This window comes from Prevotella sp. kh1p2, from assembly GCF_900111525.1.
In the GTDB taxonomy this organism is placed as follows: Bacteria; Bacteroidota; Bacteroidia; order Bacteroidales; family Bacteroidaceae; genus Prevotella.
The window spans coordinates 63,070-75,825 of sequence record NZ_FOHY01000001.1; the positions used below are offsets into that span (position 1 = coordinate 63,070).

The following is a 12,756-nucleotide window of genomic DNA, read 5'->3' on the forward strand; positions in this document are numbered from 1 at the left end:
CATAAACCCAGAAACTCATGAATATATTATTGTTAGGAAGCGGCGGAAGAGAGCATGCGCTGGCATGGAAGATTGCCCAAAGCAGCAAGTGCGACCGGCTTTTCATTGCTCCGGGCAATGCCGGAACGGCCCAGTGTGGCGAGAACGTGGCCATTGGTGTTAACGAGTTCGACCGCCTGAAGGACTTTGCCGCGAGCCAGCACATAGACATGGTGGTCGTGGGACCTGAAGATCCGCTCGTTGGCGGTATCTACGACGCCTTCAAGACCGATGCCCGCACGGCCTCCATCCCCGTCATCGGACCCTCCAAAGAGGGCGCCCGGCTCGAGGGGAGCAAGGACTTTGCCAAGGCGTTCATGCTCCGTCACCACATTCCTACAGCCAGATACGCCACCTTCGACGGCACAACCATCGACCAGGGGCTGCGTTTTCTGGAAACGCTCCAACCTCCCTACGTGCTCAAAGCCGACGGGCTGGCTGCCGGCAAGGGCGTACTCATCGTGCCGACACTGGACGAGGCCCGGCACGAACTGCGCGAGATGCTCGGCGGCATGTTCGGTAACGCATCGGCAAAGGTCGTCATCGAGGAGTTCCTGAGCGGCATCGAGTGCTCCGTCTTCGTGCTTACCGACGGCCGCCACTACCAGATACTGCCCGAGGCCAAGGACTACAAGCGCATTGGCGAGCACGACACCGGCCTCAACACCGGCGGAATGGGCAGCGTGTCGCCCGTACCTTTTGCCGACAAGGCATGGATGCAGAAGGTTGAAGAGCGCATCATACGCCCCACGGTCAGCGGGCTCGCCGAGGAAGGCATCGACTACAAGGGCTTCATCTTCTTCGGACTTATCAACGTGAAGGGCGAACCCATGGTGATAGAATACAACTGCCGCATGGGCGACCCGGAAACAGAAACCGTCATGCTGCGCCTCAAGAGCGACATCGTTGACCTGTTTGAAGGCGTGGCCAACGGCCAACTCGACCGCCATCCCGTAGAGACCGACCCCCGCGCTGCTGTCTGCGTGATGCTCGTGAGCGGCGGTTATCCGCAGCAGTACGTCAAGGGCTACCCCATTACCGGGCTGGACCAAGTGGAGGGGAGCATCGTCTTTCACAGCGGAACAGCCACCAAAGACGGCCAGACCGTTACCAACGGAGGCCGCGTGATAGCCGTTTCATCCTACGGAAAAGACAAGGCCGAGGCTCTGCAGAAGAGCTTCCAAGAGGCCCAGAAGATACAGTTCAAGGACAAATACTTCCGAAAAGACATCGGAGCCGACTTATAACAAGCAACCCGCCGGCGGCGAAGCTGCGCGAAGCAGAAGCCTGCCGGCCGCATGAGAATGAAGCGAATACAGAACAGGATAGCAGAAAGTCGCCTCTCACTGCCCGTATTGGCAGTGTACGGAGTGCTGGTGTGCGTGGCCGCCGGACTGCTGCAAGGGCAGTTGTGGCTGCCGTTCGTGCTGCTTGCCTTGTCCACTCTGCTCATGGTAGAGCTCAATAATGCCAACGCACTCATACGCATCTACAGCCGTATGGTGTCCTGTTCGTTCCTTGCCCTCACGCTCATGGCAGCTTATACCTTCGCCTCCGTCACCGGTGCCGTGGTGCAGCTGTGCCTCATGGCATGCTATGTAACGCTCTTCGCGGCCTATCAGGACAAGGGCGCAGCTGGCTGGGTGTTCTACGCCTTCCTTGCCATTGGCACGGCGTCGGCCTTCTTCGTCCAGATACTTTTCTTCGTTCCGGTGCTCTGGTTGCTGCTTGCGCACAACATCCTGGCCCTAAGCTGGCGCACGTTCTTTGCCTCCCTGCTCGGCCTCATCGTGCCTTACTGGTTCGTGGGCGGCTATTATGCCTACCAGGGCAACATCCGCTGGATAGCCGGTCACTTCTCCGAGCTGGCCCAGTTCGCACCTCCGCTCGACTTTTCGGGCTGGAACAGCCACCAGGCCGTTACCTTCTGCTTCATCGCGCTACTTGCAGCAACGGGCATCATCCACTTCTTGCGCAACAGCTACCGTGACAAGATACGCACCCGCATGCTGTATGAGTTCCTCATCGTGATGACCGTCAGCACGCTTGTCTTCATGCTTCTGCAGCCCCAACACCACGACTTGCTGCTGCATGTGCTCATCATCAACACCGCCCCGCTCATCGGCCACTTCATTGCCCTTACCCAAACGAGGATTACCAACTGGGCCTTTGTGGCCATGTGTGCGGCAACCCTGGCCCTTACAGCTTACAACTTATGGATTCCCTGATTAACTTTCTCATCAATTACGGCTACTGGGGCATGCTGCTCTCGGCCTTTCTGGCGGGCAGTTTCATCCCCTTCAGCAGCGAGGGTGTCATGCTCGGACTCCTTGCCGCGGGCCTGCAACCGTGGCCGCTGGTGCTCTACGGCACCGTAGGAAACGTGGCCGGAGGCATGTTCAACTACGGAGTAGGCCACCTGGGACGGCTGGACTGGATAGAAAAGTACCTGCACGTAAAGCCCCAGAGCATTGCAAAAGCCGAGCGCTTCATGGCCGGTCACGGTGCCTGGATGGGGTTCTTCGCCTTCCTGCCCATTATCGGCAGCGCCATCACCATAGCCCTGGGGCTCCTGCGTGCCAACCTGCCCATCTCGCTCCTGAGCATCACCATAGGCAAGTTTCTGCGCTACCTGGTGCTCATCTACGGCGTAACAATGTTGATAGAATGATGAAGAAAAGCCACCTACCCGCTGCCCTCGCGGTGCTGCTCCTTACCGCCTGCTCGCCTGCCCCGCAGCCCGGCAGGCCGCGAATGGCCGTAACGATAGAGCCGCTGCGCTACTTCGCCGGCCAGATAGCAGGCAACCGCTACGACATAACCACCCTGGTACCGGCCGGAAGTAACCCCGAAACCTACGAACCTACGTCCCGCCAGATGGTTCAACTGGCAGAGGCAACCCTATATATTAAGGTGGGACAGATTGGATTTGAGCGTACCTGGATGCAGAAACTGCGGCAGAACGCGCCCCGGATGCAGGTGGTCGATGCCTCCGAAGGCATCCCTCTGCTGCACTCGGCCCGCGGCATAGCCGACCCGCACACCTGGATGAGCTGTGCCAACGCACGCACCATAGCCCGCAACATTTACCGGGCAGTGGCCAAACTGCAGCCGGCCGACAGCCTCTACTTCAAGAACAACCTCAACCTACTGCTCTGCCGTATCAACCAGACCGATGACTCTATCCGCCGTCTGCTGCCTCCGGGAAAGGACGGCAGCCAGATTTCGTTCGTTATCTACCACCCCATACTCACCTACTACGCCCACGAGTACGGCCTCCGACAGCTGCCCCTGGAGCACGAAGGGCGCGAAACGAGCGCCCGCCAGCTGCAGCAAATCATCGCCACGGCCAAGGCCCAAGGCGTGCGCACGGTGTTCGTACAGCGCCAGTTCAACGTGCACAACGCCCTGGGAGCAGTGAAGGCGATAGGTGCACACACTGCAGAGATAAACCCGCTGAGTGCCGACTGGCCCGCCCAGATGGTGCACATAGCGCGCGTACTCGGACAAGAGACCAAGTAAACCCATGGAACCCATCATCAAACTAACCGGCATCGCGGCCGGATACGAGGGCAAGACGGTGCTCAGCGGCGTAAACCTGACCGTTTACGACCACGACTTCCTGGGCGTGATAGGCCCCAACGGCGGCGGCAAGACCACCCTCATGCGGGTGCTGCTGCGCCTGCTCAAGCCCAGCGAGGGCCGCGTGGAATACTTCAAAGAGGGCCGGCCGGTAAAGGAACTCACCATGGGCTACCTGCCGCAGTACAGCAACATAGACCGCAAGTTCCCCATCTCGGTCTACGAGGTGGTGCTCTCCGGCCTGTGCCGGCAGAAGAAGTTTCTGGGCCGCTACACTGCCCTGCAGCACGAACAGGTACGCAGCACCATCCGCAAAATGGAGATAGAGCAGATAGCGAAGCGGCCTATAGGCACGCTCTCGGGCGGACAATTGCAGCGCGTTCTGCTGGCCCGGGCCATTGTATCGGTGCCCGACGTGCTCGTGCTCGACGAGCCCAACACCTACATAGACAAGCACTTCCAGGCCCAGATGTACGAGATGCTGAAGCAGCTGAACCGCGAGTGCGCCATCGTTATCGTGAGTCACGACATTGCCACCGTGCTTGAAAACGCCACCCACATAGCCTGCGTGAACCGCACCCTGCACTACCACGACTCCGTCCACATTCCGATGGAAGACATCGAGCACCACTTCCGTAACATCTAAGCCGCCCTCCGGCACCTCCGGCTTCGGCTTTCGCACCCGCCATTGCACCCGCGAAAGCCCGCTTCCGCATCCCTCTCTTTCTCTTCTTCCGCCCCTCCGTTTAGCTTACTCGGCAGCAGTGGCAAAACAAGAGGTATCGTTCAAGAGGCTTGAACACATGCTTCAACGGCCTTGAAGGTATGCTTCAAGCCTCTTGAACGACAGCTCCTGCAAAACCGCTCCTGTGCAGCAACTCGGCCGGAGACACTCGTTGAGCCATATACTGCTCATAACCAAGAGTTTACAAAGCATGCGGCAGGGCTGTTTTCAGGCCATCCGCACCAGCCTGCAAACACCGGTTGGCGGCAGCGGAAAACAGCGCAAGCGCAACCGTAGGAAAAGAGGGGCATTTCCGGCAGAGCTGAAACGGAATGCAGCCTGCACGAAGCAAAACTATAATATATCTAAAAAAGGCCGGCCGGCGGGTCGCTATGTCTGTGGTTTTCACTATCTTTGCAATCGTATTTCGAAATATATCAATTACCATTTATACATGAAACAGTACAAGTTAGTGGACAATGTGCTGGGCTGGTTGGTGTTTGCCATCGCCGCCTTTGTCTATTGCTCTACCATTGAACCAACGGCATCGTTCTGGGATTGCCCTGAGTTTATAGCAACGGGGTATAAACTTGAAATCGGTCACCCACCCGGGGCACCGTTCTTCATGTTAACAGCAAACCTGTTCTCGCAGTTCGTGAGCGACCCGTCGCAGGTGGCCCGGATGGTTAACACCATGAGTGCGCTGCTGAGTGCAACCACTATCCTGTTCCTGTTCTGGACCATCACGCACCTTACCCGCAAGCTCATACTCAAGGACTGGGATGCGCTGACAACGGCCAAGCTCATCTCCATTGAGGCTTCGGGACTGGTGGGAGCACTCATCTACACGTTCTCTGACACCTTCTGGTTCAGCGCCGTGGAGGGCGAAGTGTACGCTTACTCGTCTGCCTTCACGGCTATTGTGTTCTGGCTCATCCTGAAATGGGAGGACCATGCCGACGAGCCGCACAGCGACCGCTGGCTGGTGCTCATCATGTACATGACGGGACTGAGCATCGGAGTGCACCTGCTCAACCTGCTCTGCATACCGGCCATCGTGCTGGTGTTCTGCTACCGCAAGTTTCCCGACATCGAACTCAAGGGCTCGCTCATAGCCCTCGCAGTGTCGTTCGCTCTCATCGTGGCCGTGCTTTACGGCGTGGTGCCGGGCATCATCACCGTGGGCGGGTGGTTCGAGCTGCTTTTTGTGAACGTGCTGGGCTGCCCCTTCAACACCGGTGAGATTGTTTACATCGTGCTCTTGGTAGCAACAGTTATCTGGGCCATATACGAGAGCTACACCAACCACAGCGAGAAGCGGCAGAACCTGGCGTTCCTGCTCTCGGTGGCCATGCTCGGCATACCCTTTTACGGCTACGGCTGGAGTGCCGTGGTAATAGGTATCGTGGTGCTGGCAGTGCTGTGGCTGGGGCTGAACTACAAGCGCAAGGTGGGCAAAACGAGCGAGAACGTGGTCACGCCGCGCATGAAGAACACGGCGCTGCTGTGCATGCTCATGCTCATGATAGGCTATTCGAGCTATGCACTCATCGTTATCCGCTCTTCTGCCAACCCGCCGATGGACCAGAACTCGCCCGAGGACATCTTCACGCTGGGCAACTACCTGAGCCGCGACCAGTACGGCGACCGCCCGCTCCTGTACGGACAAGCCTACACATCGCAGGTAAAACTGAACCAGGAAGGCGACATGTGCGTGCCTGCCATGAAGAAAGGAGCGCCCATATACAGCCGCAGGGAGAAGAGCAATAAGGACGAGAAGGACTCCTACTTCGTTGTAAACACCAAGGACAAGTACATCTACGCGCAGAACATGTTGTTCCCCCGCATGTACGAACCCAAGTATGCACAGGCCTACGAAGACTGGCTGGGCGGCGTAGACGGCAAGCAGGTGCCTTACGACCGGTGCGGAGAAAACATCATGGTCAAGGTTCCCTCGCAGATTGACAACATCCGTTTCTTCCTCTCCTACCAGTGTAACTTCATGTATTGGAGGTACTTCATGTGGAACTTCGCTGGCCGGCAGAACGACATTCAGGGCAACGGAGCGCTGGAACACGGCAACTGGATAACGGGCATATCAGTCATAGACAACGCCATGCTGGGCGACCAGAGCAAGCTGCCCGACGAACTCAAGGAGAACAAGGGCCACAACGTGTACTACTGTCTGCCGCTGTTGCTGGGCCTCATCGGCCTCTTCTGGCAGGCTTTCCGCGGCCGCAGGGGCATCCGCCAGTTCTGGGTGGTGTTCTTCCTGTTCTTCATGACGGGCCTTGCCATTGTCATCTATCTGAACCAGACGCCAATGCAGCCGCGCGAAAGAGACTATGCCTACGCCGGCTCCTTCTATGCTTTCGCCATCTGGTGTGGCATGGGCGTGGCCGCCATCATTGACGAGCTGAAGAAGCGACTCAAGTCAGAGAGCGTGGTGCTTGCCGCAGTCGTTGGCCTTGCCTGTCTGTTGGTGCCCATCCAGATGGCCAGTCAGAACTGGGACGACCATGACCGCAGCGGCCGTTATACTTGCCGCGACTTCGGTCAGAACTACCTCATGACGCTTCAGGACAAAGGAGCACCCATCATCTTTACCAATGGCGACAACGATACTTTCCCGCTCTGGTACAACCAGGACGTAGAAGGCGTGCGCACGGATGCCCGCGTCTGCAACCTCAGTTACCTGCAAACCGACTGGTACATCGACCAGATGAAGCGCCCGGCCTACAATTCTCCGGCCGTTCCCATATCCTGGCCGCGCCTCGACTTCTGCTCGGGCACCAACGAGTACGTGGGCATCAATGCCGAGATGAAGGACCAGCTGCGCCAGCTTTACAAGCTCTATCCGGAGCAGGCAAGGAAGATGTTCGGCAATGACCCGTTCGAGCTGAAGAACGTCATCAAGTATTGGGTGCGCAATGAGTTCACCAACGAGCAGCTGGAACTGCTCTCGCAGGTAATGGGAATTGGCAAGCAGGAAGTGCGCAGGCAACTGCACTTCATCCCGACCGATACGCTCTACATGACGATAGACAAGGAGGCAGTGAAGAAAAGCGGCATGATGATGGCGCGCGACACCATCCCCGACAAGATGGTTATATCGCTCAGCGGCAAGCGGGCGCTGTATAAAGGCGACCTGATGATACTCGAGATGATTTCGCAATGCGACTGGAAACGCCCACTCTACGTGGCTATAACCGTGGGCGATGAGAACTTCATGAACTTAGGCGACAACTTCGTGCAGGAAGGATTGGCCAATCGCATCACGCCGTTTACCACCAACGTGGCCGGTGCCAAGAACTTCGACACCGAGAAAACATACGCTAACGTGATGACACGTTACAAGTACGGCGGCGCCAACAAGCGCGGGCTGTACCTCGACGAGACTGTTCGGCGCATGTGTTACACGCACCGCCAGCTCATGGCAACACTGGCTCTGCACCTTATCGGAGAACATCAGTACGGCAAGGCAAAGCGAGTTTTGGCCAAAGCCGAGAAGGAGCTGCCGGCCTACAACGTGCCGATGAAGTTCGTGGGCGGCGGTGGCGACATTGCCAAAGCCTATGCCCTGCTGGGCATGAAGCCGCAGGCCAGGAAGGTGCTGACCGAACTCTGGAGAGACGCTTCGCAGTACATGCTCTACTATGTGTCGCTGAACGGCCAGCGGTTCACGCAGTCCATGAACGACTGTCTTACCCAGGTGTACATCATGCAGCAGCTTAACATGATTACGGAGATGGTTGACAAGGACATGGCCAACAAGCAAATGCAGCAGCTCAACACCCTGTACAACATGTACATCAATAAGGGTGGCATCACGCCCGAGCAGCAGCAAACGCCGCAAACGCCTGCCGAAGAGGAATAGCATGATAATAGAGCAACCGGCAAAGTGGCTCCGCTGGCTTTATCCAAAGGCCGTGTGGAGGATGGACAAGCATGAACACGCCGTCTATCTGACGTTCGACGACGGCCCCATACCTGAGTCCACACCCTTCATTCTGGAAACGTTGAAGCAGTTCAACGTCAAGGCCACTTTCTTCATGGTTGGTGAGAACGTGCTCCGACACCATGACCTATACAACCGGATTGTGGAAGACGGGCATCAGATTGGCAACCACACGTTCAACCACATCGGTGCCTTCAAGCACTGGACGCTTACCTACGCCATCAATTCAGAGAAGGCCAACGAGCTCATACACAGCCATCTGTTCCGCCCGCCGCACGGCTGGATGAGGCCCAGTGTTTATTGGTGGATGCAGCGCAGGTACAAGATTATCATGTGGGACCTCGTTACCCGCGACTATTCCAAGTGGATGACAGCGCAAGGAGTGCTCAATAACGTGAAGCGATATGCCCGCAACGGGTCGATTATCACGTTCCATGACTCGCTCAAGAGCATTGACAAGCTGCGCTTCGCATTGCCTGCCGCGCTCACTTGGCTTAAGGAGGAAGGTTATGAATTCAGGACTTTCGAATAGCTTGACAGCAGCTATAAAGGCCGAGGCAATGCGTCTCGGCTTTTTTGCCTGCGGCATAGCGAAAGCCGGAAAGGTAGATGCTGACTTCGCGACGTACTATCTCAAGCAGGTTGAAGCACACAACTACGCCGACATGAGCTACATGTACGAACACGTGGAGATGCGCCTCGACCCCCGCCTGCTGATGCCTCAGGCCCAGTCGGTTATCTGTGTGGCGCTGAACTACGCGCCCTCCAGCCGCATTGCCGACGGCGAGCTGCAGGTTGCCTCCTATGCCTTGGGGCAGGATTATCACGACATCGTGAAGCGCAAGCTGCACCAGCTGGCCGCCTTCATCTACCAGGGCGCAGCCGCACCCACACCCATCCATCACCCAACACCCGCCACCCAACACCCATCACCCGCCACCCAACACCCATCACCCACCACCCCCCGCTACCGTGCCTGCTGCGATACGGCGCCCATACTGGAACGTTACTGGGCACAGCAGGCTGGATTGGGCTGGATTGGACGCAACCGCCAGCTCATCATTCCGCATGCAGGAAGCCTGTTCTTCCTGGGCGAACTGCTCGTTGACATTGACCTGGAGTACGACAGCCCCATGCCTAACCGATGCGGAAAGTGCCGCAGCTGCATCGACAGCTGCCCCACTCACGCCCTCTGCCCATCAGCCGACGCGGCGCAGCCGCAATTCTCCACGCTCGATGCAGGCCGCTGTTTGAGCTACCAGACGATAGAAAACCGCGGCGAATTGTCGGCAGAAGCGAAGGCGAAGATGGGCAACAACATCTATGGATGCGACAAATGCCAGCTTGCCTGCCCGTGGAACAGGTTCCAACAGCCCACCAGCGTGCCCGAGTTTGAGCCCAAACCGGAGCTGCTGAACATGAAAAGAGCAGACTGGCTGCAACTTTCGGAGGAACGCTACCGTCAGTTATTCAAGGGCAGCGCGGTAAAAAGAGCCAAGTACAAGGGGCTGATGCGCAACATCAGAGCTGCCCTGGCAAGCGAAAGACAACCACAAACAAAACCGTCATGGAACGAAAAGAACGACTGAAACAGAGCAAACTCTACGGCACGATGCAGGCCATCACCGCCTATTTAGATAAGTACTATCTCGACGCCATAGCAGGAATAGTGCCCGGAGGCATAGGCGATGCCGTGTCTGCTCTGTTCTCTCTGGTGCACGTCTACTTCAGTTTGTTCAAGCTGAGGTCCATCCCCCTGACCCTTGCCATCCTCAACAACGCGCTGCGCGACGTGCTGTTGGGGCTCATACCTTTCTACGTCGGCGATGTGATTGACTTCTTTCACCGCGCCAACAAGAAGAACATGGCGCTCATCGACGGCTTCATCAACGACGACCAGGATATCATTCGCACCGTAAACCGCAAGGCGTTGCAGTCGCTGGTGCTGTTCTTCGTCTTCGTTGCCGCCATCTTCCTCATGCTCTGGCTGCTCGTTTGGATAGCCGGGAAGATAGGCACCGCGCTCTTTACTTAGCGCCGGCGCTGTCCACGGCGGCTATCCGTTCCCTGTATTTAGCAACCAACTCGTGGGCCAGGTCGATGCCGTTGCCGCTCGGAGTTGGGCTGAAGTGGCCGATGCAATCCTTCCACCAGCGCTCCTCGTACTCCGTAACATCGGCCTCGTAGGCCTGCTGGTGCGCTTCGTCAAACTGCTCTCCACGCAGGAAAGCGCGGCTAACGGCACCAAAGAACATGCGCCACCGCTCGCCGTAATACGTGGCCGTGAGCCCGCCCCAAGTGCGATTGGCATAGTCGTTGAGCGTGCTCGCCTTCTCTCCCCACGTTGTCAGCAGGTTGCGGGCGTTACGTTCGTAGTAGCGCTTCTCGGCCTCCGTGGCGCCTTTCTGCCGCGCATCGGCTATCCACTTGCCCATCAGGAAGGCTCTCTGGGTGGATATCAGCCGGTCAACATCGGCTATGATGTCGAGCATGGTGAACTCGTCGGCCTTCATGCGGGCAAAGTCAGAGGCCGCCAGCGCTTGCTGATAATCGTCGAAAACATCCTTGAAATAGTTGCTCAGCAGCTGCCTCGTGAGGTTCACCACATCGAACTCATAGGCCGGGCGGCGGCTGTCGGCGCGCAACATGAGCTCCGTTGCGCGCAGCAACGTCATGTTGCTGTAGGGCTGACGCCAGTTGGAATAGTAGGTGCGGAACTTGCCCAACGCCGGCCGGATGTTGATGGCAGGCGACTGTCCGGGCGAGGCATAGCGCACGTAGACCTTGGTGAGCAGACTGTCCCACGCCTGGCGGGCGTACGCGTCGGCATGACCCACGTGCTCGTCGGCCAGATGGCGGGCCCATGCAGCCACGTTCTTGTGGGTGTCAATGTCCCATGCCTTCTCGAAGACATACTCGTACATGAAGGGATTACAGTCGAACCCTTCGAGCGTGGAGCCGATACCGGCAAAGTTGCGGCCGCCCTTTTGCAGCGTGTTCTCAATGCGGCGGTTCACCTCCTCGATGTTTCCGGCCAGCATGGTGTTGCCCCCGAAGTTGCCCAGATAGCACCAGATGTAGGGCACGCCATAGTATCTGTCGGTTTGCTGCCATATTTCCTTGCGCTCTGCATAGTAGTCCAACAGCAGCGAATGACTGGCCGGATAGGCCGTGATGAACGCTTTGATGCGCTCGTTGGTCCAGTCCTTGCGCTCGTTCCAGAAGAGCCACGTCATCTGTAGCCACACCGCACGCGGGTCGGCATCATGAAGCGTGCCGTAAACCTGTGCCGCCACGCGCCTCAGATACTTGGCATCGTAGCTCGGCGGGGCAATTTCGTTGAAGAGATCGATACCGTAGATGTGGTCGGTTCCGTAGGTTTCGTTCTGCAACTGCAGAAACATCTGCTGCACCTTCCTGAACAGCGGGTCCATTGGGTCGAGGAAGCTGGGCGCATACTCATCGGAGTAGCCCGACCAGGCTCCTATCTTCGTTATCTTTGCATCAGGATAAATGCCCTTCAGCTCCTGCGGTACGTGGCCGGAGAAGGCCGGCAGCACGGGCCGCATATTGAGTTCCCGCTCGCGTGCAACAATCTTTTTTTGCAGCTCCTCCTGGTCGTTGAGCCAGCTCATAGGCAAGTCGCCCTGCCAGTAGTCGATGTTAATCATGCGGTGCCAGGGCAGGTGCGCCGGGCCTGTAAAGTAGTGGCGCACGGCCTCGCCGCTCAGTCCGAGCCGGGTCCACACCTTGTACCAGATGCTCTCCTGCCCCGTTATGGCCAGCGGCAGGTTAATGCCATTAAGCGCCATCCAGTCTATAAAGTGCTCCCACTCTTTCCAGTTCCACCACGGCATGGTGTATCCGTAGGTGCAGTAGTTCAGGAAGAAGCGGTCGCGAACGCGTGCCCTGACCTTTACGGGCTTGTCTACAGCGGGCAGCGAGGCCGGCATGGCGAGGCTGTCTTCGGCATACCACGACACCGTTGTGTGGCAGTAATACTTCAGATAGTAGTTCAGGCCGGTGGCCATGCTGTTGGCCGAGTTGCCGCCAACTACGATGCGACCGTCCTCGGAGCCAAGTGTAAAATAGTCGGAGCCAGCTGCCGGCAGCAGTCTTCCTTCTATCTGCGAGGCGTAACCGGGCAACACGCGCCCCACGAGCGCCTTGAACACGCTCACTTCGTCGGCCTTGGCGAGCAGACAACAGCAGCACATAAACCAGCAGGTAAGCAATTTCTTCATGACGACAAGGTATTAGTATCGGTTGCAAATCTACGAAAAAAACGCAGAAGTTCCAAATAAAAGTCTCGCCAAACATCGGCTGTTGCGGTTCCTCCCCTTAGAAAGAGGAGGTTAGGAGGGGATGATACGCGAACTCCGAGGCAATAAACCTGCTAATCATCATCCCCTCCTCCGCCTCCCCTTTCTAAGGGGAGGATACCAGTTAGCTT

The 12,756-nt window shown here is 57.5% G+C and carries 10 protein-coding genes; 9 read left to right on the top strand and 1 reads right to left on the bottom strand.

What is annotated here, in order from left to right; all coding sequences use genetic code 11:
- Positions 1-17 precede the first annotated feature (17 nt).
- From purD to BMW31_RS00400, 9 genes are all read left to right on the top strand, one after another.
- A complete protein-coding gene (gene purD / locus BMW31_RS00365; RefSeq protein WP_091819674.1) occupies positions 18-1,286 on the top strand; it encodes a phosphoribosylamine--glycine ligase in 1,269 nt (422 codons plus the stop codon).
- Positions 1,287-1,337: 51 nt separating this feature from the next.
- Positions 1,338-2,267, top strand: coding sequence for a hypothetical protein (locus BMW31_RS00370; RefSeq protein ID WP_091819676.1), 930 nt, complete (start codon positions 1,338-1,340; stop codon positions 2,265-2,267).
- Complete coding sequence (locus tag BMW31_RS13550; protein WP_143049119.1) at positions 2,255-2,710, top strand: YqaA family protein; 456 nt, start codon at positions 2,255-2,257, stop codon at positions 2,708-2,710. The genes BMW31_RS00370 and BMW31_RS13550 overlap by 13 nt, the downstream gene beginning before the upstream one ends.
- Positions 2,707-3,561 (top strand): metal ABC transporter solute-binding protein, Zn/Mn family, encoded by an 855-nt coding sequence (locus BMW31_RS00375; protein ID WP_143049120.1) that lies wholly within the window; start codon positions 2,707-2,709, stop codon positions 3,559-3,561. The genes BMW31_RS13550 and BMW31_RS00375 overlap by 4 nt, the downstream gene beginning before the upstream one ends.
- Before the next feature lie 4 nt (positions 3,562-3,565).
- On the top strand, positions 3,566-4,267 hold the full coding sequence (locus tag BMW31_RS00380) for a metal ABC transporter ATP-binding protein (protein WP_091819678.1): 702 nt from the start codon (positions 3,566-3,568) through the stop codon (positions 4,265-4,267).
- A gap of 532 nt (positions 4,268-4,799) precedes the next feature.
- Positions 4,800-8,222, top strand: coding sequence for a glycosyltransferase family 117 protein (locus BMW31_RS00385; protein WP_091819679.1), 3,423 nt, complete (start codon positions 4,800-4,802; stop codon positions 8,220-8,222).
- Between the two features lies 1 nt (position 8,223).
- Positions 8,224-8,835: a polysaccharide deacetylase family protein gene (locus BMW31_RS00390; protein ID WP_091819683.1), complete on the top strand. Its 612-nt coding sequence runs from the start codon at positions 8,224-8,226 to the stop codon at positions 8,833-8,835.
- Complete coding sequence (gene queG, locus BMW31_RS00395) at positions 8,813-9,892, top strand: tRNA epoxyqueuosine(34) reductase QueG (protein WP_091819685.1); 1,080 nt, start codon at positions 8,813-8,815, stop codon at positions 9,890-9,892. The genes BMW31_RS00390 and queG overlap by 23 nt, the downstream gene beginning before the upstream one ends.
- The gene (locus BMW31_RS00400; RefSeq protein WP_091819687.1) at positions 9,871-10,338 is read left to right on the top strand and encodes a DUF4112 domain-containing protein; all 468 of its coding nucleotides are present in this window, start codon (positions 9,871-9,873) and stop codon (positions 10,336-10,338) included. Before queG ends, BMW31_RS00400 begins: the two co-directional genes overlap by 22 nt.
- On the opposite strand, the gene BMW31_RS00405 is transcribed toward BMW31_RS00400, so the two are convergent.
- Positions 10,331-12,547 carry an alpha-N-acetylglucosaminidase gene (locus BMW31_RS00405; RefSeq protein WP_091819689.1) on the bottom strand — a complete coding sequence of 739 codons (2,217 nt, stop codon included), beginning with the start codon at positions 12,545-12,547 and terminating at the stop codon, positions 10,331-10,333. The genes BMW31_RS00400 and BMW31_RS00405 overlap by 8 nt on opposite strands.
- Between the last annotated feature and the right edge of the window lie 209 nt (positions 12,548-12,756).

Bases quoted from the DNA above. Each gene is read 5' to 3' on its own strand.
- BMW31_RS00385 (WP_091819679.1), top strand. From the start codon at position 4,800: ATGAAACAGTACAAGTTAGTGGACAATGTGCTGGGCTGGTTGGTGTTT.
- BMW31_RS00405 (WP_091819689.1), bottom strand. From the start codon at position 12,547: ATGAAGAAATTGCTTACCTGCTGGTTTATGTGCTGCTGTTGTCTGCTC.
- BMW31_RS13550 (WP_143049119.1), top strand. From the start codon at position 2,255: ATGGATTCCCTGATTAACTTTCTCATCAATTACGGCTACTGGGGCATG.
- queG (WP_091819685.1), top strand. From the start codon at position 8,813: ATGAATTCAGGACTTTCGAATAGCTTGACAGCAGCTATAAAGGCCGAG.
- BMW31_RS00370 (WP_091819676.1), top strand. From the start codon at position 1,338: ATGAGAATGAAGCGAATACAGAACAGGATAGCAGAAAGTCGCCTCTCA.
- BMW31_RS00390 (WP_091819683.1), top strand. From the start codon at position 8,224: ATGATAATAGAGCAACCGGCAAAGTGGCTCCGCTGGCTTTATCCAAAG.
- BMW31_RS00400 (WP_091819687.1), top strand. From the start codon at position 9,871: ATGGAACGAAAAGAACGACTGAAACAGAGCAAACTCTACGGCACGATG.
- BMW31_RS00375 (WP_143049120.1), top strand. From the start codon at position 2,707: ATGATGAAGAAAAGCCACCTACCCGCTGCCCTCGCGGTGCTGCTCCTT.
- BMW31_RS00380 (WP_091819678.1), top strand. From the start codon at position 3,566: ATGGAACCCATCATCAAACTAACCGGCATCGCGGCCGGATACGAGGGC.
- purD (WP_091819674.1), top strand. From the start codon at position 18: ATGAATATATTATTGTTAGGAAGCGGCGGAAGAGAGCATGCGCTGGCA.